Annotated in this window: 24 protein-coding genes and 1 riboswitch; of the genes, 15 read left to right on the forward strand and 9 right to left on the reverse strand. The window is 71.9% G+C overall.

The window, feature by feature from the left end:
* Positions 1–143: 143 nt before the first annotated feature.
* Positions 144–449 carry a 30S ribosomal protein S14 gene (gene rpsN / locus AB0C96_RS39480; protein WP_362924683.1) on the reverse strand — a complete coding sequence of 102 codons (306 nt, stop codon included), beginning with the start codon at positions 447–449 and terminating at the stop codon, positions 144–146.
* Complete coding sequence (rpmB, locus tag AB0C96_RS39485; RefSeq protein WP_362924685.1) at positions 449–685, reverse strand: 50S ribosomal protein L28; 237 nt, start codon at positions 683–685, stop codon at positions 449–451. Before rpmB ends, rpsN begins: the two co-directional genes overlap by 1 nt.
* Positions 686–974: 289 nt before the next feature.
* Between rpmB and AB0C96_RS39490 the strand changes: the two genes are divergently transcribed.
* Entirely contained in the window at positions 975–1991 is a 1017-nt protein-coding gene (locus AB0C96_RS39490; protein ID WP_362924687.1) for a D-cysteine desulfhydrase family protein, read from the forward strand.
* A 46-nt stretch (positions 1992–2037) separates the two neighbouring features.
* On the opposite strand, the gene AB0C96_RS39495 is transcribed toward AB0C96_RS39490, so the two are convergent.
* Positions 2038–2514: a (2Fe-2S) ferredoxin domain-containing protein gene (locus AB0C96_RS39495; protein ID WP_362924688.1), complete on the reverse strand. Its 477-nt coding sequence runs from the start codon at positions 2512–2514 to the stop codon at positions 2038–2040.
* A 277-nt stretch (positions 2515–2791) separates the two neighbouring features.
* Between AB0C96_RS39495 and AB0C96_RS39500 the strand changes: the two genes are divergently transcribed.
* Positions 2792–3277, forward strand: a complete 486-nt coding sequence (locus AB0C96_RS39500; RefSeq protein WP_362924690.1) for a VanZ family protein — start codon at positions 2792–2794, stop codon at positions 3275–3277.
* Here the strand turns inward: AB0C96_RS39500 and AB0C96_RS39505 are convergent.
* On the reverse strand, positions 3253–4131 hold the full coding sequence (locus tag AB0C96_RS39505) for a hypothetical protein (protein ID WP_362924692.1): 879 nt from the start codon (positions 4129–4131) through the stop codon (positions 3253–3255). The genes AB0C96_RS39500 and AB0C96_RS39505 overlap by 25 nt on opposite strands.
* Positions 4132–5099: 968 nt before the next feature.
* Between AB0C96_RS39505 and AB0C96_RS39510 the strand changes: the two genes are divergently transcribed.
* The 4 genes from AB0C96_RS39510 to AB0C96_RS39525 all read left to right on the forward strand — a co-directional run bounded on the left by AB0C96_RS39510 (position 5100) and on the right by AB0C96_RS39525 (position 9989).
* Positions 5100–5543, forward strand: coding sequence for a hypothetical protein (locus tag AB0C96_RS39510; protein ID WP_362924694.1), 444 nt, complete (start codon positions 5100–5102; stop codon positions 5541–5543).
* Between the two features lie 158 nt (positions 5544–5701).
* Positions 5702–6064 (forward strand): metalloregulator ArsR/SmtB family transcription factor, encoded by a 363-nt coding sequence (locus AB0C96_RS39515; RefSeq protein ID WP_362924696.1) that lies wholly within the window; start codon positions 5702–5704, stop codon positions 6062–6064.
* 67 nt (positions 6065–6131) lie between these two features.
* The gene (gene mgtA / locus AB0C96_RS39520) at positions 6132–8735 is read left to right on the forward strand and encodes a magnesium-translocating P-type ATPase (protein ID WP_362924751.1); all 2604 of its coding nucleotides are present in this window, start codon (positions 6132–6134) and stop codon (positions 8733–8735) included.
* Between the two features lie 153 nt (positions 8736–8888).
* Positions 8889–9989, forward strand: a complete 1101-nt coding sequence (locus AB0C96_RS39525; protein ID WP_362924698.1) for a TerD family protein — start codon at positions 8889–8891, stop codon at positions 9987–9989.
* A 49-nt stretch (positions 9990–10038) separates the two neighbouring features.
* On the opposite strand, the gene AB0C96_RS39530 is transcribed toward AB0C96_RS39525, so the two are convergent.
* Positions 10039–11499 (reverse strand): LCP family protein, encoded by a 1461-nt coding sequence (locus tag AB0C96_RS39530; RefSeq protein ID WP_362924700.1) that lies wholly within the window; start codon positions 11497–11499, stop codon positions 10039–10041.
* 305 nt (positions 11500–11804) lie between these two features.
* Here AB0C96_RS39530 and tatA point away from each other — a divergent pair, with 305 nt between their 5' ends.
* The 4 genes from tatA to crcB all read left to right on the forward strand — a co-directional run bounded on the left by tatA (position 11805) and on the right by crcB (position 13625).
* Entirely contained in the window at positions 11805–12059 is a 255-nt protein-coding gene (gene tatA, locus AB0C96_RS39535) for a Sec-independent protein translocase subunit TatA (protein WP_362924701.1), read from the forward strand.
* A gap of 48 nt (positions 12060–12107) precedes the next feature.
* Positions 12108–12770 carry a hypothetical protein gene (locus tag AB0C96_RS39540; RefSeq protein ID WP_362924703.1) on the forward strand — a complete coding sequence of 221 codons (663 nt, stop codon included), beginning with the start codon at positions 12108–12110 and terminating at the stop codon, positions 12768–12770.
* Positions 12771–12867: 97 nt separating this feature from the next.
* A complete protein-coding gene (locus AB0C96_RS39545) occupies positions 12868–13254 on the forward strand; it encodes a DUF190 domain-containing protein (protein ID WP_362924705.1) in 387 nt (128 codons plus the stop codon).
* Positions 13251–13625, forward strand: coding sequence for a fluoride efflux transporter CrcB (gene crcB / locus AB0C96_RS39550; protein ID WP_362924707.1), 375 nt, complete (start codon positions 13251–13253; stop codon positions 13623–13625). The genes AB0C96_RS39545 and crcB overlap by 4 nt, the downstream gene beginning before the upstream one ends.
* 15 nt (positions 13626–13640) lie before the next feature.
* On the opposite strand, the gene AB0C96_RS39555 is transcribed toward crcB, so the two are convergent.
* The 3 genes from AB0C96_RS39555 to AB0C96_RS39565 form a co-directional block, all read right to left on the reverse strand.
* A complete protein-coding gene (locus tag AB0C96_RS39555; protein ID WP_362924709.1) occupies positions 13641–14462 on the reverse strand; it encodes an SDR family oxidoreductase in 822 nt (273 codons plus the stop codon).
* A gap of 127 nt (positions 14463–14589) precedes the next feature.
* Positions 14590–15444 (reverse strand): bifunctional 5,10-methylenetetrahydrofolate dehydrogenase/5,10-methenyltetrahydrofolate cyclohydrolase, encoded by an 855-nt coding sequence (locus AB0C96_RS39560; RefSeq protein ID WP_362924710.1) that lies wholly within the window; start codon positions 15442–15444, stop codon positions 14590–14592.
* 22 nt (positions 15445–15466) lie between these two features.
* Positions 15467–15555: riboswitch (ZMP/ZTP riboswitch) on the reverse strand.
* A 61-nt stretch (positions 15556–15616) separates the two neighbouring features.
* Positions 15617–16327: a TioE family transcriptional regulator gene (locus tag AB0C96_RS39565; protein WP_362924712.1), complete on the reverse strand. Its 711-nt coding sequence runs from the start codon at positions 16325–16327 to the stop codon at positions 15617–15619.
* Positions 16328–16417: 90 nt separating this feature from the next.
* Here AB0C96_RS39565 and AB0C96_RS39570 point away from each other — a divergent pair, with 90 nt between their 5' ends.
* Entirely contained in the window at positions 16418–17557 is a 1140-nt protein-coding gene (locus AB0C96_RS39570; protein ID WP_362924714.1) for an erythromycin esterase family protein, read from the forward strand.
* An 86-nt stretch (positions 17558–17643) separates the two neighbouring features.
* Here the strand turns inward: AB0C96_RS39570 and AB0C96_RS39575 are convergent, their stop codons facing one another.
* Complete coding sequence (locus AB0C96_RS39575) at positions 17644–18732, reverse strand: hypothetical protein (RefSeq protein WP_362924715.1); 1089 nt, start codon at positions 18730–18732, stop codon at positions 17644–17646.
* A gap of 162 nt (positions 18733–18894) precedes the next feature.
* Here AB0C96_RS39575 and AB0C96_RS39580 point away from each other — a divergent pair, with 162 nt between their 5' ends.
* The 4 genes from AB0C96_RS39580 to AB0C96_RS39595 all read left to right on the forward strand — a co-directional run bounded on the left by AB0C96_RS39580 (position 18895) and on the right by AB0C96_RS39595 (position 21584).
* Entirely contained in the window at positions 18895–19212 is a 318-nt protein-coding gene (locus AB0C96_RS39580; RefSeq protein ID WP_362924717.1) for a hypothetical protein, read from the forward strand.
* 143 nt (positions 19213–19355) lie between these two features.
* Positions 19356–19580, forward strand: coding sequence for a hypothetical protein (locus AB0C96_RS39585; protein ID WP_362924719.1), 225 nt, complete (start codon positions 19356–19358; stop codon positions 19578–19580).
* A gap of 85 nt (positions 19581–19665) precedes the next feature.
* Positions 19666–20901 (forward strand): SPFH domain-containing protein, encoded by a 1236-nt coding sequence (locus AB0C96_RS39590; RefSeq protein WP_362924721.1) that lies wholly within the window; start codon positions 19666–19668, stop codon positions 20899–20901.
* Positions 20902–21167: 266 nt separating this feature from the next.
* Entirely contained in the window at positions 21168–21584 is a 417-nt protein-coding gene (locus AB0C96_RS39595) for a PPOX class F420-dependent oxidoreductase (RefSeq protein ID WP_362924722.1), read from the forward strand.
* Positions 21585–21587 lie beyond the last annotated feature (3 nt).

Here is a 21587-nt window from a genome sequence, read left to right on the forward strand (position 1 = left end):
TCATCAAGACCATGAAGGACACCGGCGCCGACATGAGCGTCAAATACAAGGAGACCGCCCGCGGCGGCCTCGCCGTCAACATCATCGAATGCTGAAGTTGCAGGCCGTGGGTCACCGCCCCGCGCCGGGGATCCCGCCCGACCTCACCAGGACGACTTGGTGACCCCGGGGAGGAATCCGGCGTGCGCCTGTTCGCGTACGCGCACCCGGGACAGGCCGAACTTCCGCAGGTGACCGCGTGGACGGCCGTCCACGCTGTCGCGGTTCCGCACCCGGGTCGCACTGGCATCGCGCGGCTGGCGTCGCAACTCGGCCTGGGCGGCGGCGCGTTCGTCATCGGTGGACGCGGGACGGCGGACGATCTCCTTGAGTTCGGCGCGCCGGGCCGCGTACCGCTCGACGATCGCCCTGCGCTTGTCGTTCTTCGCGATCTTGCTCTGCTTCGCCATCAGACCTTCACCCCACGGGCCCGGATCCGCGCGACCGCGGCCTCGACACCGATGGTGTCCACCGTCTTGATCGCCTTGGTGCTGAGCGTGAGCCGGACGTACCGCCGCTCGCTCGCCAGCCAGTAGCGCTTGCGCTGGACGTTCGGGTCGAACCGACGGGACGTGCGGCGGTGCGAGTGGGAAATGGTCTTGCCGAAGCCCGGTTGGGCACCGGTCAGTTGGCAGTGGGCGGACATGGTGCTGACTACCTCTCGTCGAGAACGTTATCGAAAATGGAAACCATTCCCATATGGTACCCGACCGCGGCCGCACGTCGTCCAACAGGTCCGAGCACACCCGAGGGGCGGCCCGGGTCCGCCGGAACCGCCCTCGACCTCTCCCCCGCGCGTACGATGGCCGCGCCGTCCCCGCGCGGTAGGGCCGCCGCCGCTCCCGCCGCACTCCGAAGCTCCCCTACCGAAGGCCGCCGCCCATGACCTCCGCCCGCCCCACGCCTCCCCCTGCCACCGTTCGGGAGCACACCCGATGAGCGACCGTCAGCAGCGCGCCGTGCTCGGGACCTGGCCGACCCCGCTCGAACCCCTGCCACGGCTGGCCCGGGCGCTCGGCCTCGGACCGGACGACCTGTGGGTCAAACGCGATGACCTCACCGGCCTGGGCGGCGGCGGGAACAAGGTGCGCAAACTGGAGTGGATCTGCGGCGCCGCGCTCGCCGAGGGGGCGACGGTGCTGGTGACGACCGGTGCACCGCAGAGCAACCATGCGCGGCTGACCGCGGCCGCCGGCGCCAGGTTGGGTCTCGACGTCGTCCTGGTGCTCGCCGGCTCGCCCGGCGCGTCGGAGTCCGGCAATCTCGCGCTCGACGGCCTCTTCGGCGCCACGGTCGTCTGGGCCGGGGACGCCGGCGGCCCGGCGCTCCATGCTGCCGCGCACGAGGTGACCGAGCGGTTGCGGAACCGCGGCGCGGTGCCGGCGCTGATCCCCTTCGGCGGTTCCAGCGTGCTCGGCGCCCGGGGCTACGTCGAGTGCGGCCGCGAACTCCTCGTCCAGGCCCCCGACACGGCGACCGTCGTGGTCGCGCTCGGTTCCGGGGGCACCATGGCCGGGCTGGTCGATCCGCTCGGCCCGGAACGGGTGCTCGGCGTGCACTGCGGCGCCGTCGCCGATCCGGCCTCCACCGTCGCCGAGCTGGTCTCCGGTCTGCGCGAAACGCCGTGCAGCCCCGACGAGTTGAGAGTACGGCTCGACCAGGTCGGCGCCGGCTACGGCACCCTCACCGAGCAGGCCTCGGACGCCCTGACCCTGACCGCCCGCACCGAGGGCATCGTCCTCGACCCGATCTACACCGCACGCGCCATGGCCGGGCTGATCGCGGAAGTCAGGGACGGCGGGATCCGACCCGGTGAGCGCACGGTCTTCCTCCACTCCGGCGGTCTGCCCGGCCTCTTCGGCCACTCCGCGACACTGGCGAAGGCCACGGCAGCCCTGGCCTCGGCCGCCCCCGTCGACGCGTACGCCCCGGAGCCGCCCGCCGGCCGGTAGGTCAGCGGCGTGCCCGACGTTCCCGAGCCACCCGCCGGCCGGTAGGTCAGCGGCGTGCCCGGCGTTCCCGCCCGCGGGCGCGCGACTGCGCCTCGCCGGGGCTGGGGACGAACTGCAACTCCAGGGCGGGCGGGGCCCCGGCCACGCCCGGCCCGCCGGCCGTCACCCAGGTGAGGATGTCGTCGACGCTGTCGTCGCCCAGCGCCCAGCCGATCCAGGTCGGCCGGCCGCCGCGGCGGCGTCCCTCACCGGAGGGTTGGACGACGATGAGGTTGGCCTGCGCACACGGGCCCAGGCACTCGCTCGTGCGGACCGCCAGCCGTCCGCCCGACTCCGCCGCCGCGGCGCGGAACCGGGCGAGCTGTCCGTCGTGGTCGGTGCCGGGGTGTTTGCGCGGGTTGCCGCAGCAGCATCCGCGGCACACGACCAGGGTGCAGGGCCGGTCGGCATGGGCGCCCTGGACGGCACAGCGCCGGTCCGTGCCGACATCCAGGCGCGGCCGGCCGGCCGTCTCGTCGTCCATGGCGGAAGTCTGGGTGACGCGGACCGGGATCGGCCAGACCGGCCGTCCCGATCAGGACACGGCCCTGTCGCTCACATCCCCTCGCTCGCATCCCCCTTGCGGGCCCCGTCCCGACACTCCTGACGGCCCCCGGCCCCCGGTCCCGGGCCCCTCGGCGCGGGTCGTTGCTCCGTGCGTCGTGGACGAAGCCGCGCGTCAGGCAGCCCGGTTACGGTTTCGCATGCCTTTCTTCGTCATTGCCCTGACTTTCGGCGCTCTGGGCGGATTCATAACCTATGTGGCCACTCGGCCTCTCCGTGCGGCGCAGCGTGTGCTCCTGGGTCTGGTGTGGCTGTGGGCCGCCGTCGTCGTCAGCCTCACCTTCGGCACCCGCTCGGGCGGCGGCCAGGCCGTCAACATCGCCCTCCTCGACATCGGCAACCCCGCCGACGTCGTCGACTTCCTCTTGAACACGGCCCTGTTCGTCCCCGGCGGAATCCTGTTCGCCGCGCTCGGCCGCCGCTGGTCCACGGCCGGTCTCTGCGGGTTCTTCGGCTCGCTCGCCATCGAGACGACGCAGTACCTCGTCCGTTCCGGGCGCACCTCGGACATCAACGACCTCCTGTCCAACACCCTCGGCTGCCTCGTCGGTTACGCCCTCGCGGCAGCCGCCCTCGACGTGCTGCGCCGGTCGGCCCGCGGCGGCCGGCGTGCCGGGGCCGCACCGGCACAGAGATCGACGGATGTCGCGAACGCTCGTCACCGACGCACGGGCATCGGATGAACCGAAGGACGCGCCTCCGGGTCCGCGTCGCAGGTGCCTTCCTCGCCACCTGCGCACGAGAGCAGGAAGTCCACGAAGTGGTCGGCCAACGGCTCCCCCAGAATCGGCTCCAGGAAGAGGAACTGCCCCTGGGGGTTCACTTCGAGCCATACCGGCTCGCCGCTGGGTGTCAGTTTGATGTCGATGATGCCCATGCGCAGTCCGAGTCGGCGGAGTACTTCCGTGGTCCGCCAGGCCACGTCCTCCGGAACGTGCCATTTCTCTATGGGAACGTTCAGATCGGGGCGCCAGTCCAGGTTGTCGGTCTCGATCAGGGCCGCGTACATGTGGTCGCCGAAACAGTTGAGCCTTATGTGCCACCGACCGGGAATGTACTCCTGATATACCGCGGGACATACCCGAAAGGATTCCTCGGGAATGTCGGCCGGGTCGTCGATGTACTGGGTGAACATCAGCGGACCACTCGCACCCACCACCGGCTTGACGATGATCTTTCCAATGCGCCCGGCGAACTCCACGACATCCTCACGCGATTGCGAAACGAGCGTGCGGGGGACACGGAATCCCGCCGCCCGCGCCACGGCGAGCTGGTACAGCTTGTCCGCGGCGCGGTCGGTCGCCTCCGGGGGCGAAATCCACTGTCCTCGAAAGGACGCCAGCAGAATGCCGCCGAGGGCTCCCCGGCAGTCGTTGTTGACCAGGCGCCGCTCATGGTCGTTCGCCGCGCGCGCCGAAGCCTGCTGGTTCGCCCGCATCCTCCGCCACCACAGCACCGACACGTCCTCGACCTCGACGGTACGGCCGTCGGACGTCAGAACGGTGGTGGGTGATTCGCCGTGCGAGCTCCACGCCACGCCATGCCGTCCGCTGATCTGGTCGCACTCGATGACGTGGAATTCGTGGTATCCGCGACGGGCGGCGGCTTCCTGAACGGCGAGGGTGTGCAGATCGTCCTTGACGGAGACGGTGAGAATCATTACTGGGGACAATCGACGCAGCAGTCGTCGGTGCAACCGCAAGAGCACGACTCGGACGCCGATCCCGCCATATTGCTGGCATCTATCTTGAGGCCGGTGGTGGCCCGGACAGCCTCTTCCCACGCCCGCAGTTCTTCCGGAGTCTCGGCGCGGATATAAGAGTCGGGCTGGGCCCGGAGAACGACCGGAGGCTCCGTGAGGGAGCCCAGCTTCGTCAATCCCCTTGTGCCGTCGCCTACAGGTTCTCCAAGTTTGAACGACGCCATCAGGATCACCTCGAAAGAATCCTCGACTTGCGGTGTCTCTCGTCTCCATCACAACACAGTCCGCCGGCCGCCGCATGCCCGGCCCAGGCCCTCCTGCGGCCTTGATCAGCAGCGCTGGAAAGCGAGTTCGGGCCCGTGCGCGATGACGCCGGTGGCCCGGTCGTCCACCCTGCGGCGGCGAGGCAGGCCGCCTGTCACGGGCCTCTGCGACGGGCGCCGGTGACGTCGGGGGCCGAGCAGGACGGGGTGAACCGGGCGCCACCGAAAGGGGAGATGAAGGTGCGTGGGATGGGCCGTGGAGCGGCACGGCGTCCGCTGCGGGCGCGGAGCCGCGCATTCCGCGGAAGCAAGTCCGCACGGTCGGGGCGGAGTTGAGGCCGACCGCCGCGGGTCGCCACCCCACCGGAGGATCCGGGTCACCACGAAGAGCCCGGATCCACTACGGGCCTCCCCCGACGGTTCCCTGAGACCGGGCCTGCCGTGTCTCGTCCACGGGGTCGACGAACGGCCGGTCGGCGGGACGGATCCTGGAGGCGAAGCCGAGACCCGGCCGCGAAGCGCAGAGCGGAAAGGATCCCCATGAACGTCCGGAGCCCGCGCCCCACCGCGTTGCCCGAAGAGCACCTGCACCATCCGCGCAGCCGGGCCGCGTTCCGGACCGCCAAGCTGCTCACCGGCGGCTACCTCGGCCTCAGCGCGCTGACCCTGGTGGCCGTCGCCCTGCTGCACAACGATGCCGCGCTGGTGAACGACGCCGTGTGGGTGCGCGCGACGATCGTCGTCGTCAGCGCCCTGGTGACCTTCCTCTGCGCCGTCCGCGCGGCCCGCGGATCCCGCACGGCGTACCGCAGGCTGCGGATCATCTCCGGCATCATGCTGGTGGCCGTCGTGGCGGTCATCGCGCTCCCCGGCACGTTCCCGCTGTGGCTGAAGGTCGAACAGGGCGTCTGCGGGCTCGCCCTGCTCGGCGTCGCCGCGATCGTCAACGGCCGGCATCTGCGCGCACTGTTCGCCACCGCGTGAGGCACAAGGACCCCGGCCGCCCGGCCCCGCACGCAGGTCCCGTGTGCGGCGCCGGGCGTCGGCTCGCCCCGGGACGTCCTGGGATACGGGGTGTGCCGCCTAGACTGGGCGTTCGGGGACGAGGACACGTCCCAGGGGGACGGAGAAGAGCAGTGGTGATGGGCGTCACAGGCGAGGGCGGTGGCACGGTGGACCCGTCGGCCGAGGTGCTGGGCGAGGCGGCCGCCATGTTCGGACTGCTCGCCTCCCCGCCGCGGCTGCACATCGTCTGGGCGCTGGCGCAGGGTGAGAGCGATGTGACCGGGCTCGCGGAGCGGGTCGGCGGTGCGCTGCCGGCGGTGAGCCAGCACCTGTCGAAGCTGAAGCTGGCCGGTCTGGTGCGCTCGCGCCGGGAGGGCCGCCGGGTCGTGTACTTCGTCGACGACCCCGATGTGGTCGCCGTCGTACGTCTCCTGGTCGTCCAGCTGTCCGCCCGTTCCGGGCACGCCTCGCCGGCACACCTCCGTCGTTCCGGTGCCTGAGACGACCGCGGCACCCGGTACCGTCCGTACGCCCCTGGACGCCGGGGGCGTACGGACGGGCCGGGACCTGCGCTCCGGCCACGGCGTCGGAGAGCCGGCCGGGCTCACGGCGCTGCAACTGATGCGCCTGCTGGACAGCGGTCCGCGCGGGCTGACCGAGCAGCAGGCCGAGGCGCGCCTGCTGCGCGACGGGGAGAACGTGCTCCCCGCCTGGCGGCCGGTGTCCTGGCCGCGGCGCTTCCTGAGCAGTGTGCGCGATCCGTTCACGACGGTCCTGCTCTGCCTCGGGCTGGTGTCCGCGGCCGTCGCGTCCTGGGGCACCGCCTGCGTGATCATGGTGCTCGTCGTGGTGAGCTGTGTGCTGCGGTCGGGCGGCGAGCATCAGGCCAGCCGGTCGATGGCGGCGCTGCGCGAACTGGTCGCCACCACCACGTCGGTGCAGCGGCGGGCGGACGACGACGCCCCGCCGGTGGTCCGGGAGCTGCCGGTCGACCAGCTCGTCGTCGGGGACGTGGTCCGCCTCGGGCCCGGTGATCTGGTGCCGGCCGATGTGCGACTGCTGCGCACCAGCGGGCTGACCGTGCACCAGGCGGCGCTGACCGGTGAGTCCGTGCCGGTGCCGAAGTACGCCCTCGACGCGCCCGCCGACGGTGGTGCGGAGCTGCCGGAGCCGCCGCACCTGTGCTTCCAGGGCAGCAGTGTGGCCTCCGGGAGCGGAACGGCGCTGGTCGTCGCCACCGGTGCGGACACCCGGTTCGCGGCCGCGTACGGCGGTCCGGCGCGGCAGCGGACACAGACCGCCTTCGACCGCTCGGTCCACGGCATCGCCTGGACGCTGATCCGCTTCATGCTGCTGACCCCGCCACTGGTGCTGATGGCGAATGCCGCGCTGCGCGGACGGGGCCTGGAGACGCTGCCGTTCGCGGTCGCCGTGGCGGTCGGGCTGACGCCCGAGATGCTGCCGGTGATCGTCACCGCCACGCTGGCCCGGGGCGCCGCCGCGCTGGCGCGGACCAGCGGAGTGATCGTCAAACGGCTGCCCGCCCTGCACGACCTCGGGGCGATCGACGTCCTGTGCCTGGACAAGACCGGCACCCTCACCCAGGACCGGCCGGTGCTGGAGCGGTCGGTGGACGCCTGGGGTGACGACGCTCCCGAGGTGCTCCGCTGGGCGGCGGTCAACAGCTGCTGGACCCTCGAACTCGCCGAGCTGCCCGCCCCGGACACCCTCGACGAGGCGATCCTCGACGCGGCCGGGGCGTACGGCGCGGACCCCTTCGCCTACGACGGGATCGCGGCCCTGCCCTTCGACCCGGTCCAGCGGCTCGCCACCGCCGTGGTGCGCCGCCCCGGGCAGCACGGCCGGCACACCCTCGTCGTCAAGGGGGCGGTCGAGGACGTGCTGGGCCGCTGCGGCCGGCTGTCCGTCGGCGGATCCACCACCGCACTCGACGACGCGGAGCGCGCCCGGCTCCTCGGGCTCGCCGCTCGGGAGGCGGCGGACGGCCTGCGCCTGGTGGCCGTCGCCCGCGCCGAACGTCCCGCCCGGCTCGGCCCGTACGGCGAGCAGGACGTCCGCGGACTCACCTTCCTCGGCTTCGTCGCGCTGCGCGATGCGCTCGCCCCCTCCGCCGGCGATGCGTTGGACGACCTCGCCCGGCGCGGTGTGGCGGTGAAGGTGCTGACCGGTGACCATCCCGGCACCGCCGCCCGCGCCTGCCGGGACCTCGGTCTGGAGCCGGGTGAGGTGCTTACCGCCGATCAGCTCGGCACGCTCGCCGGGCCGCCGCTCGCCGAAGCCGTCGCCCGGGCCACGGTCGTGGCACGGTGCACGGCGCAGGACAAGGCCCGCATCGTCGCCGCCCTGCGCGAGAGCGGGCGCATCACCGGATTCCTCGGCGACGGCGTCAACGACCTGCCCGCGCTGCGCACCGCCGACGTCGGCATCTGCCCCCGGGGGGCAGTGGCCGTGGCGCGCGAGGCCGCCGATGTCGTCCTGGCCGAGAAGGACCTCACCGCCATCGACCGGGCGATCACCGCCGGCCGCCACAGCAGCGGCAATATCGCCGCGTACCTGCGCATCACGCTCTCGTCCAACCTCGGCAACGTCATCGCCATGCTCGCCGCCGGTCTGCTGCTGCCGTTCCTCCCCATGCTCCCCGCCCAGGTCCTGGTGCAGAACCTGTGCTTCGACGCGGCCCAACTCGCCTTCGCCTTCGACCGGCCGGGACCCGCCGCGGTACGCAAACCAGCGGTGCTGCGGCCGCGCACCTTCCTCCGCTACATCACCGTGTTCGGCCTGCTCAACGCCGTCGCCGACCTCGCCACGTTCGCCGTGCTCGCCCTCGCCCTGCACACCGCGGCGGGCACCGGCGCCCCGGAGATGTTCCACGCCGGGTGGTTCACCGAGAACCTCCTGACCCAGGCGATGGTGATGCTGCTGCTGCGCACCGGCCGCCGCGCAGCCGAGAGCCGGACCCCCGGCCCGGTCCACCTCGCCGTCGCGGCCCTCGCCGTGATCGGCGTCGCCCTGCCGCTCTCCCCGTTGGGCCCGATGCTGGGCATGACGGCCCCACCGCCGCTGTACTACGCGCTGCTCGGCGCGGTCCTCACGGTGTACGGCTGGGCGCTCGCGGCCGCCCGGAACCGCTACGCGAACCGGCGGAACTGACCGCTCCTCAGCCCGCACCGACGGCCCGGCCTCCTCCCGTCCGGGCTCGTCACGCGCCACATTCAAAAAGTTGCGCAATGCGGAAACTATGCGAGTGCCCGTGGCGTTGGAACCGAAGGACGCCGGACACCCGGACAGTTGTGGAGGAAGCAGATGAGTGTGGCCCTGACCAAGGGCGGCAATGTGTCGCTCGGCAAACACGCCCCCGGCCTGACCGCCGTGCGGGTGGGGCTGGGCTGGCAGGTGGGAGCCACCGGAGGAGCCGGTTACGACCTGGATGCCAGTGCGCTGCTGTGCGACGCATCGGGCAGGGTCCTCTCCGACCGGCACTTCGTCTTCTTCAACAACCTGACCAGCCCCGACGGTTCGGTACGGCACTCGGGCAGCGACCCGGCCGGCGGAAGCGGCGGGGACGACGAGCAGATCCTGATCGACCTCACCACGGTCCCGGCCGAGGTGGCCAAGATCGTGTTCCCGGTCTCCCTCTACGAGGCCGAGCAGCGCGGGCAGAGCTTCGGCCAGGTCCACAGCGCCCACATCCGGGTGGTCGACGAGACCAACGGCACCGAGATCGCCCGCTACGACCTCCGGGGTGCTGCCGCCACCGAGACCGCCATGGTCTTCGGTGAGCTCTACCGCCACGGCGCGGACTGGAAGTTCCGCGCCATCGGCCAGGGCTACGCCTCCGGGCTGGCCGGTGTCGCCCAGGACTTCGGCGTCGATGTCCTGCGCCCGACACCTCCGGCGGCGACGGCCCCGCCGGTCCACCCGCCGTCCCCCGCGCCGACGGCGGCCCCCTCGACGGGCACCACCGATTGGGACGGCTCCGGCCGGGGCCCGGCCGCCACTCCACCGCAATCTCCAGGGAGTTCCACCATGACCTGCTTCTTCGACCCCCAGCACGGCCCCGGCTCGACGACCGTGATGTGGTCCCCGCAGTGGGGCGTGCCGCGTCAGATCCAGACGTGCGGCGGTTGCGCCCAGCGGGTGCAGACCACACCGCCGCCGTACTACACCGCTCCCCAGGCCGGGTACCCGCAGCCCGTACCGCAGGGCTACCCGCAGCAGGGTTACCCCCAGCCGGTGCAGCAGGGCTACCCGCAGGAGCCGCACCAGCAGCAGGGCGGCCGCCGCTTCGGCACCGGCGCGCTGATCGGCGCCGGCGCGGCCGGCCTGGTCGGCGGGGCGCTGTTGAACGAGGCGTTCGACGACGACGAGCCGGAAGTGATCGTCAACAACTACTACGAGGACTGACCGGCCCACCGGCGCCCGGCCGCGACGCTCCGGCGGCCGGGCGCCCCGGCTACCCGTACGACAGGTTGGAGCAGAGGTCGTCATCCGCGGAACGGGCCTTGTCGGCCACGTCCGGGGGCACCTCACCGGCGGGGGCGCCGGACGCGGCGGACGAGGCGGACGAGGCTGCGGCGCCGGGCGCCGGAGCGTCCGCGTACGACCGGCCGAGGGTCACCCTGATCCCGGGGATGCCGGTCTGCCGGACGTCCGCGCCCGGGAAGAGGCGGGCGACCGTCCGCGCCCGGTCCCCCTGCCCCGGCCCGTACGCGACCACCGTGGTGGCGCGGTCCTGGGCCGAGGCGGTGGCGGTGCCGGTGACGGTGAAACCCGCGGCCCGGAGCTCGCCGGCGGCGCGGGCCGCCAGCCCGGACACGGTGGTGCCGTTGTAGACCGCGACGTCGATGCCCGCCCCGGACACCGATGCCGCCGGGCTCGGCGCATCCGTCGCCCCGGCCGTGCCGCCGGCGTCCTTGCCGCTGGCGTCCTTGCCGTCCACGGTGCGGTCCGCCCTCAGCGCCGCCCACAGGGCGTCGGCCTCCGGGTGCACGACGGCGACCCGTTCGCCTTGGTAACGCCAGGGCATGGTGACGAACTTGGTGTTGTGCAGGTCGATGTCCTTCAGCGACATCGCGAACGAGATCAGCTTGTCCGCCGACCCCAGGCCCGGATCGACGGTCATCGACCGGGTGGCGGCGTTCGCCAGCGGCAGCAGCGTCGAGGGATCGACCCCCTGCGCCTTGATCTTCTTGATGAGACTGGAGACGAAGGCCTGTTGGCGTCTGATGCGGCCGATGTCGGAGCCGTCGCCGATGCCGTGCCGCAGACGGACATAGTCCAGCGCCTTCTGTCCGGAGACCGTCTGCGGCCCCTTGGCGAAGATGAGCTTCCCCTTCGTGCCGCGGTGCGGGTTGAGGTCTCCCTGGTAGACGTCCTTGGGCAGGCACACCGGTATACCGCCGACCGCGGACGTCATCTGCGAGAAGCCCTCGAAGTCGACGACCACGGTGTGGTCGACGCGCAGCCCGGTCAGCCTCTCCACCGTGTTCTGGGTACAGGCGGGGTTGCCCTTCGCCGTCTGCCCCACCGAGAACGCCGCGTTGAACATGGCCTGGCTCTGCGGCCGCGTCCACCTCCCGTCGGGCAGCCGGCAGGGCGGGATGTCGACGAGGGTGTCGCGGGGGAAGGACACCGCGACCGCGTGCTTGCCGTCGCCGTAGACGTGCAACAGGAACGCGGTGTCCGAACGCCCCACGTCCCCTTCCCCACCGCCCAGTTCGCGGTTCCCGCCCGAGCGCGAGTCCGAGCCGATGACCAGCACGTTGCTGCCACCGATACCCGCGGCCGGCCGGTCCCGGCTCACCCCGTCGGAGCCGAACGTGGTGATGTTGCCGTTGAGCCGGAGGTAGATCCACCCAGTCCCCGCCACGAGCAGGACGAGCAGGGAGAGCGTGCCCCCCGCGGCCGTCCGCAACCTGCTGCGCCTGCGCCCCCGGCCCGGAGCGGCCCCGTCACCGCGGCGTCCGGCTCGTCCCTTGTGGCTGCCTGTCACCTGTCCACCCCTGCCCCGTCCCGGTCCCTTTGCAGGAGGAGACGGTTCACCCTCGCCAAGAGTTGTACAGTTGCGCAATGTGGCAAGTGAGAGCGGGAGCCCGACACCGCCGGTCCACACCCACCTCCGACGACGACCACTCCGCTGCAGACCCTGCGAACACCTCGACCACTCCAACCACTCCAACCACTCCGACCACCGCGACCACCGCGAAAGAGGCGACGACCATGCTGCGCAACGGACTGGAGCCCTGGCACCTGCTGATCGTGGCGCTGGTGGTGATCCTGCTCTTCGGCTCCAAGAAGCTGCCGGACACCGCACGCGCACTGGGCAAGTCGCTGCGGATCCTCAAGAGCGAGGCCAAGGCCATGAAGCGGGACGACGCACCGCCGACCGTCGGCGCGCCGGCCGACGACCGTCCGGAGCCCGCCTCCCCCGCACCGCCGCAGCCCCTGCGCGGCCCCGCCACCGGGGACCGCTGACCGCCGCACGACCAGAGACCTCATCCGCCTCACTCTCGGGGGTTCTCGATGTACGAACTCGACGCGCTGGGAACGGAGGACCGGGCCGACTTCGCACAGGCCCTGGACCGCGCGCTGGCCTCACCGGAGGTCAGGGACGGGCTCCGGCACGCCGACGGCACCGTCGACGCGGAACGGCTGCGATCCCTGGCGCTCCTGGCGGAGCCGCACCTCGTCGCCACGGCAGCGCCCGAATACGCCACATACCGGAGGCTGCGCGACGCGGCCACCGCCGCCCCACCGGTCCCCGACGCCACCGGCACGGGGTCGCGCGCGGGCGGGGTGCTGCCCGCGCTCGGCGTCCTGGTTCCCGGCCTGGCGGCCATCGCCGCCGCCCTGTTCCTGCTCTTCGGCTTCGGATTACGGCTCCTCGGCAGGCACGCCCGCCTCGCGGACGAGATGGTCTCCGCCGGTGCGACCGCGGCGGTGATCACGGTGGTGGCGGCGCTGGCCGGGCTGCTGGGGATGCTCGTCACGGCAGCCCGCAACAGGCCGGCTGCCGGGGCCCGCGACGCCGACGCCGATCCGCAGCTCGCCCAGGCCCGGGACACCTGGCAGCTCGCGCTGCTGGAGCGCGGGATCCTCCCCTACCTGCTCGGGCAGCTCGACCGCGCCCAGGCACACCCCGCGACACCACGACCTGGGCAGGAGAGCGACGACGGCGAACGGTAGGCTGGTGCGCGGCGGCGATCTCCCCGGTCCCGTGGTGAACGAACCCGTCGACGGACGCACCGCATCACGGACGCCGCATCGTCGAGTGGAGACAGCAGTGAGACTCACCGGCCCCGCCCTGCGCGCCACCGTCCTGCTGGGCGAGGACGACACCTGGCACCACAAGCCCGTCTACACCGAGATCGTGCACCGGGCCCACCGGGCCGGCCTCGCCGGTGCCTCCGTCTTCCGCGGTGTCGAGGGCTTCGGCGCCTCCTCCATGATCCACACCACGCGGCTGCTCTCCCTGAGCGAGGACCTCCCGGTGGCGGTGGTGATCGTGGACACCGAGGAGCGGATCCGCGCCTTCCTCCCGGAGCTGGACGAGCTGGTGCCCGAGGGACTGGTCGTCCTCGACGCCTGCGAGGTCATCCGCCCCGGGGCCCGGCCGGGCACGACCGGAACGCCCCCCGCCACGGACCGGACGGAGGAACCGGGCCGGTGAACTGGCTGCTCGTCATCGCGGGTGCCGTGGTCGGCGCCCCGCTGCGCTTCCTCACCGACCGCGCGGTACAGGCCAGGCACGACACCGTCTTCCCCTGGGGCACCTTCACCGTCAACGTGATCGGCTCGGTGGTCCTCGGCCTGGTCAGCGGCGCGGTCACCGCCGGGGTGGCCTCACCCCAGGTGCAGTTGCTGGTCGGCACCGGCTTCTGCGGGGCCCTCACGACGTACTCGACGTTCTCGTACGAGACGCTGCGGCTGGCGGAGGACGGCGCCCGGTTCTTCGCCGCGGCCAATGTCGTGGTGAGCCTGGTGGCCGGGCTCGGCGCCGCCTTCGGCAGTGCGGCGCTCGCCCAGGCCCTCTGGGGGTAGCCGGCGCGGTGCGCCTCAGGCCTCGGCGCCGGTGCGCGGCGTGAGGAGGTGGGTGAATCCGGCGCCGCCGATGTCGACGGCCGTGGCACCGCCGTCGATGGTGAGCACCGCGCCGTTGACGAACGACGCGGCGGGTGAGAGCAGCCAGCCGATCGCCTCGGCGACCTCCTCGGGCTCGCCGGGGCGGCCGGCCGGGAGGAGCCGGGTGGCCTCCTCGTACGCGGCGTCGATCCCTCCGTCCGCAAGTCCGGCCTCCTCGGCGAAGCGGGCCATCCGGCGGTCGGCCATCTCGGTGCGCACCCAGCTGGGGCAGACGACGTTGGCGCGCAGGCCGTCCCCTGCGTAGTCGACGGCGAGGGAGCGGCAGAGCTGGAGCAGGGCCGCCTTCGACGTCGCATAGGCGGCGTTGGCCTTGCCGTTGCGCAGGGCGGAGACCGACGCCACCGCGACGACCGCGCCGCGGGCCGCCAAGAGGTATGGGAGAGCGGCGCGTTGGAGGAGGAAGGGGCCGGTGACGTTGGTGGTCATGACGGCCTCCCAGTCCTCCACCGACAGGTCGCCGACCGATCCGCTGCGGGCGATACCGGCGTTGAGGACGAGACCGTCGAGGCGCCCGTAGGTGGACACCGCGGTGTCGACGAGGTCCGCGACGGCCTCCGGGTCGGCGGCGTCGGACGGGTGGGCGAGCGCTCCGGTCTCGTCGGCCACGCGGTGCAGTGGGTCGGGGCGGCGGCCGGAGATCACCACGTGGTGCCCGGCCGCCCGCAGCAGCCGGGTGGTGGCGGCGCCGATGCCGGTGCCGCCACCCGTCACGATCACAACGCGCTGATCCGCCATGGCCGTTCAGCCTCCCAGTCGGTGTCCTCGGTGTCCTCGGTGTCCGATCGTGATCATACGGACGACCGGCGCGGGACGGGCGGAGATGACCGGCCCTCAGGAGGACACCGGTGGCCCGCCCCGGCCGTCAACCCGCCGTCAGCTGCCGGGTCGCGGCGTCCACGGTCTGGGTGAGCAGGGTGGCGATGGTCATCGGGCCGACGCCGCCGGGGACCGGGGTGATCAGGGAGGCCCGGGTGCTCGCCGAGTCGAAGTCGACGTCGCCCACGTTGCCGGGGTTGTAGCCGGCATCGATGACCACGGCGCCCGGCTTGATGTGCTCACCGGTGAGGAACCTGGGCCGGCCGACGGCGGCGACCAGGACGTCGGCCTGCCGGGTGAGCGAGGCGAGGTCGGTGGTGCGGGAGTGGCAGTAGGTGACGGTGGCGTTGCGGCCGAGCAGCAGCATCCCGACGGGCTTGCCGAGGATCGCACTGCGGCCGACCACGACCGCGTGCTTGCCTGCCAGCTCGACGTCGTAGTGGTCGAGGAGGCGGAGGATGCCGGCGGGGGTGCAGGAGGCGAAGCCGTCGACGCCGAAGCTCATGGTGGCGAAGGAGTGGTAGGTGACACCGTCGACGTCCTTCTCGGGGGCGATCGCCTCGAAGGCGGCGCGCTCGTCGATGTGCGGGCCGACCGGGTGCTGGAGGAGGATGCCGTGGACCTCGGGGTCGTGCGAGAGGGCGGTGATGGTGTCGACCAGCTCGGCGGTCGTGGTGGCGGCCGGGAGCGCGACGTGCCGGGAGCGGATGCCGGCCTTCTCGCAACGGGCGCGCTTCATGCGGACGTAGGTCACCGAGGCGGGATCGTCACCCACCAGTACGGTCGCCAGGCACGGGGCCTGGCCGGTCTGCCGGGTGAGGGCTGCGGCGCGCTCTGCGGCCTGGTCGACGATGCGGCGGGCGAGTGCGCTGCCGTCCATGAGGCGGGCGGTCCGGGACATCGGGTCTCTCCTGGGCGTCGTGACGGATCGCCCAGGCGCGCGGCACAGACCATGAGGGGCCGAGCCGCTCCCCGGTGGTACTCCACCCAAGCGCCAGTCACGGCTCGCCGCCCACTGTAATCGAACGCCGGGGTGGCGGAGGGCGCGGCAGCGGGCCGCTCCGCGGCGGTCCCTAGGTGCCGCGGTTGACCAGGCCCAGATAGCGGCTGAGGTGAGTGGACGCGTCGAGCATGGCGAGGCCCCGTGCGGTGAGCTTGCGCCGCCAGTCGTCCAGGGCACCGGACAGCGTGTCGGTGCCGCCGGCCGTTCGGATCTGTTGGACCACGGTGGCGATGTGGTCCAACTGATAGCCCCCGCGTCTGAGGAGGTGGGCGAGCTCGGCGTCGCGGATGTCGCCGGCACGGAAGACGCGGTATCCGGTGACCGGGTCCCGTGCGGGGACGAGGATTCCGGCGCCCTCCCACTTGCGCAGGGTCGCCGGGGTGACGCTCAACTGGTGCGCGAGTTCGCCGATGGTTCGGGGGCCGGGGTCCGCTGAATGCTCCGGACCGGCGCCGGACTCCGCCGTCAGGTGCCCCACCGCTCTCCTGACCGCGTCGAGGGTTTCCCGGTCGCGGAGCAACTGGTTGTGGCCACGGTCGATGATCATCAGCGCGTCGTCGAGTTCGTCGTCGTGGAGCGCGGTCATGATCCGGCCGCTCGCCGCGTGGCCGTGGGCCGGGACGAGAGAGAGGTAGGCGCGGAGCGCTGCCGCATGCACCTCGGTGTAGATCCGGTAACCGCTCCGTGTGCGCTCGGCGGGTGGGAGGAACCCGTCGCGCTCGTAGTTGCGGACCGCCTGGGTCGAGATGCCGTGCTCGCGCGCGAGGTCAGCTGGTCGCATCGTTATCACCGGTTTGAGACTTTACCGCATGCCTTAGGGAAGGATTCTCGACAAGTCTCAACCGCCCATTCAAAGATACGATTGAGGCCCATGACCCAGGACATTCGAAAGTTCGTCACTCCGTCATGCGGCCTTCTGGCGGTCGGTGAACCGACGCACCAGGTACCGGCCTTCGCGGAGGCCCGCAACGAACTCTTCGCTCAACTGGTCGACCGTGGCTTTCGGTCGATCGCCCTCGAAACCGATCGCGTGGCTGCGCTCACCGTGAACGACTTCGTCCAGAACGGAGTCGGAACCCTCGACACAGCGATGCACCAAGGCTTCTCACCCGGCTTCGGAGAGCTGGACGCCAACCGGGAGCTGGTTGACTGGATGCGCGAGTACAACGAGAGCCGCCCCGCAGAAGAACACCTGACGTTCCACGGCTTCGACACCCCGACGGAGAACACCAGCGCACCGAGCCCACGGCGCTACCTCGCATACGCCCGCGACTACCTGGAACTCGACCTCGACCTGGTGAGCCTGGTCGGAGACGACGAACAGTGGAGCCGCACGGAGGCGGTCATGGACCCGGCAAAGTCGATCGGCGCCACGGCCGAGGCCGAGCGGCTGCGAACGCTCGCGGACGACATGCTCCTGTTGCTCCACGCACGCGCCCCGGAGCGGATCGCGGCCACCTCACCCGCCGAGTGGCTCAGGGCCAAGACACACCTCACCGCCGGTCTCGGCCTGCTGCGCTACCACAAGCAGTGCGCACAGCGCCTCGAACAGAGTGCGCGGATGTTCCGCCTGCTCGCCACCCGGGACGCGCTCATGGCCCAGAACCTCCTCGACATCCGCGGCATCGAGGCACGACGGGGCGCGACACTGGTCTTCGCGCACAACCTCCACCTCCAGCGGAACCCGAGCACCTGGCGCATGGGGGACGAGGACCTCACCTGGTCCGGCGCCGGCGCCATCGTGGATTCCCTGATGGGCGGCGAGCAGCACGTCTTCGTCGCCGGCAGCCTGGGCCGCAGCGAAACCCTCGGGCTCGGCGAACCCGAACCGGATACCTACGAGAGCTTTCTGCAACGCCGCATCACCGCCTGGGGCCTGACCGCGGCCGCCACGGTCCCGTCCGCCCGCAAGCGCACCGACACCACCCCTGAGCAGGGTTACTTCCCCCTCGACCACGCGACCCTCGACACGGCTGACGCGGTCCTGCACCTCTGCACCGGCACGACCTGACAGAGCCTCAAAGCCTGCGTCACGAACGTCCGCCTTTACGCCGTCCAGTAGCTCCACCCGCCCGGCCGGGTCGGTCGGACGCCGCCTCAGACGCCGCCGCCGTGGCCGGGTGCGGTGATCGGCGGCGTGGTGGGGGTGGTGGCCTCCCACTGGCTGAGGATGCCGTCCCAGTCGTGCTGGGCGGCGGTGATGCTGCTGGTGTCCCAGGTGGCGGTTGCGGTGGCGTGGGAAGACGTCTGCTGCCCTTCGTACACCTGGTAGTTCGGGTGATTCTGGTAGTTCGGGTGACTCTGGTAGCCCTGATGGCCCTGGTATCCCTGATGACCGGAGTGGTCCGGGTAGCCGTCATGGCTCTGGTACGGGTGTTGTCGCCAGGCCTCGTGTTCGTGCTGCTCCCGTTGCGGCTGCGGCGGGTAGGGATGATCCCGCTGCGGCTGCGACGGTCTCTCGCGCCAGGCCAGATGGGTGGTATCGGTCTGCGGGGAGGACTGGAGGGTGGCCATCCGGCGGTGCCGGCCGATGCGGTCCGAGGGGGTGGGGGGTCGGCTCTCTGAGGACAACTGCTGGGCGCGCGCCACAAGGTATCGGACGTCGAGTCCGAGTTCGGTGGCGAGTGCGGTGAGGTCGACTCCGGTGTGCCAACTGCTCATCAGGACGGCGTCCAGGGCGGACGCCCAGGCCGATTCGTTGGTGAGCGGCGAGGTGGCCGGGCCGGCGGTGAGCGGGCCGGGGGGTGCGGCCTGCCCCGCCGTCGGGCCGGCCGCGGGCTGGGCGGGCGCTTGTGCGGCGGGGGGCGCCATGGTCGCTCGCGCGGCGTGCGGCGTGGCCGGCTGCGCCACGGCCGGCTCGCTCATCGGGGGCTGCTCGGGCGCGGCGGCCTGCTCACGGGCAGCGGCCTGCTCCCGGGTCGGCTGGGCCAGCAGGCTCTTGGCGACCGCGCGGGCGTCGTCCTTGCCCACCGTGCGGCGGGCCAGGCGGACTTCGCGTTCGTCCAGGCCGAGAAGGTCCGCGACGACGGCGTCGCTGCCCACGGTCACGGCGAAGGCGGCCAGGGTCCGCGAGCGGCGGGCCTCGGCCTCGTCGAGGAGCCCCTGCGTCCGGCGGACCTCGTCATCGCTGCTGCAAAACGCCTGTGCGAGTACCGCATGGCGCTCCCACAACTCCCTCGGTTCCATGACTGCGACAACGTTCTTTCATCCGAATTGGACTGCTTCCCGGGCATAGATCACTGCATGAGGTGATATTCGAGGGAGTTACGGGCCCACCTCCGGCACGCATGTACGGGAAGCCGCAAGAATACGCAGTGACTCCAAGCCCGAAAAATCGTTTCTACGGCCATGAGCGCCCCCACCTCCGGCACCGTCGCAGGTCACGGACAGACTTTCCTCCCCCACCCGGGGTCCGCCCCCCGGTGGATCACCGCTGAGGTCGCCAGGCAGACCCCGTTGTACGCGGCGCTGGTACGGCGCTGGAGCGAGCGGGACGCCACGGTCCCCGGGGTCGCCGACCCCGAGTGGCAGCGGCTGGTCTCCTACCGCTGCCTCATGGAGGAGACCGAGACCGCACTCGCCGCCCTCCGGCCACACCGTGCACCCGATGTGCTGCCGCCCCGCAAACAGGTCCCGGCCGCCCGGTCCGCACGCCTCGACGCCTGAGCCGGTCGGTGGCCGGTACCTGGCGGCCGGCCCGCCGGCCACCGGCCCACCGGGCACGCGCCGCGGAGTACCGTTGAACCGTCGAGAGTTCCCGCTGCTCGGCCTCCCCGCCGAGCGCGGCTTTGACCAGCGACGGAGCCCGGGTGAGCGCGACGGATGACACGGACTTCAGCCCGATCGGGGTCATCGGGCGGGTGACCGTCTCGATCCCGACCGACGGCCCGGGCGAAGTGCTGCTGCCCGTTCGCGGCGGGACCGAGGCCTTCGCCGCCTGGTCCCGCGAGCCCATCGCCCGGCACGCCCAGGTCATCGTGGTGGACCACACCTCGGCGCGGTCCGTGATCGTCGCGCCGCTACCGGCCACCTGACCCGGCCGGCCGGTGGACCGTCCCCCGTCCACAGCCGTCCCGGCAGATCAGCCGGCGGCCGCCGCACCGGACCAGGAGTTCCGTGATGCTCTTCTGGCACGTTCCCGCGCCCAACGAAGCGCTGTTGATCTCCGGCTCGAAACGCCGGGCCGGGGATGCCCAATTCCGTATCGTCACGGGCCATGGCTACTGGGTCATGCCCGTCAAGCAGAAGGCGAGCCTGCTGTCGCTGTCGCTGCGGGAGGCGGAGATCTCCGAGGACTGCGTCACCCAGCAGGGCATCCGGCTCGCCGTCCGGGCGGTCGCCGTCTTCAAGGTCGGTGACGACCCGACGTCGATCGCCAACGCCGCGCGACGGTTCCTGGACGAGCAGGCCACCATGGAGGAGCTGGTCGGGCGGATCTTCGCCGGGCACCTGCGCTCGATCGTCGGCGGGCTGACCGTCGAGCAGATCATCCGGGAGCGCGACCGGGTCGCCCAGGAGGTCAAGGACGGCAGCCACTCGGAGATGGAGAAGCTCGGCATCGTCGTCGACGCCCTCCAGATCCAGGAGATCGGCGACACCTCCGGGTACATCACCAATCTGGCCGCCCCGCACGCCGCGGCCGTCGCCAGTGCCGCCCGGATCGCGGAGGCCAAGGCCGACCAGGAAGCGACCGAACGGGAGCAGCAGGCGGCGGCGCTCAAGGCCGAGTACGAGCGGGACACCGCGCTCAAACGGGCCGGATTCATCGCCGAGACCGAGCAGGCCAACGCCCGTGCCGCGCAGGCCGGCCCGTTGGCCCAGGCCCGGGCCTCGCAGGAGGTCATCGAGGAGCAGACCGCGCTGGCCGAGCGGAAGGCCGCGCTGGCCGCGCAGCGCCTGGAGGCCGAGGTGCGCCGCCCGGCGGATGCCGAGGCCTATCGGGTGCGCACGCTGGCCGAGGCGCAGCGCGACCAGGTCCGCTTCGAGGCCGACGCCCGTGCCTACACCGAACGGACCGTCGCCCAGGCACGCGCCGACGCCAACAGCGCCGTCGCCGCCTCGCTGCGGGACGGCAACCAGGAGCTCATCGCCGCCAACCGCACCGTCGAGAACCTCCCGGCGCTGGCCGAGGCCGCGGCCGCGGGCATCTCCGGCTCCCGGCTGACCGTCCTCAACGGCACCGACGGCATCAACGAGATCGCCTCCGCCATCGTCGGCCAGGGCCTGGCGATCCTCGACACGCTGAAGAAGGGTCCGGCCGCGCCGGCCGCCGCTCCGCCGCTCGCGGACGGCGCCAGCTCCCTGCCGCCGAAGGTGGCCCGGCTGAAGCAGGACGGCGGCGGGTCGGGTTCCTGACCGCCGGGCGTCGACAGCGCGGCACCTGATGGTCCCGCTCGGGCCGCTGGGCCACGTGCTGGGCGACCCGCGGTCGAGCGCGCCCAAGAAGGCGGCCGCCGACTCGGGGTCCGTCACGTCCGGAGCGACATGGGCGGCCCTCTGCACGGGCGGAAACCTGATCCAGATGCCTCAACACCTCCCGCCTCCCGAAGATTCCGGGCTCGTCGCGCCATGATGCACGCAGTGTGCTGATGCAACGACCGACGCCCCCGGAGGTGCCCCAGATGTCGAAACCACCGCTCCCCGAAGCCGCCGTCACCATGCTGATCAAGCCCAATCCGGCGGTCATCAGCACCCTGCGGGCGGACGGCCAGCCGGTGTCCACCGCTACCTGGTACCTCTGGGACGACGGCCGGATGCTGGTCAACATGGACGAGGGCCGCAAGCGGCTGGAGCATGTGCGCAACGATCCCCGGGTGACACTCACCGTCCTTGAGGATGGCAACTGGTACACGCACCTCAGCATCATCGGCCGGGTCGTCGAACTACGGGACGACGAGGAGTTCACCGACATCGACCGGTTGTCCCAGCACTACCTGGGGAAGCGGTATCCGCTGCGCAACCGCCGCCGGGTGAGCGCCCGGATCGAGATCGAGCGGTGGCACGGCTGGGGTTCCCTGAAGGACAACAAGCAGCCGTAGCGG

Source organism: Streptomyces sp. NPDC048506 (genome assembly GCF_040651315.1).
Classification (GTDB): domain Bacteria; phylum Actinomycetota; class Actinomycetes; order Streptomycetales; family Streptomycetaceae; genus Streptomyces.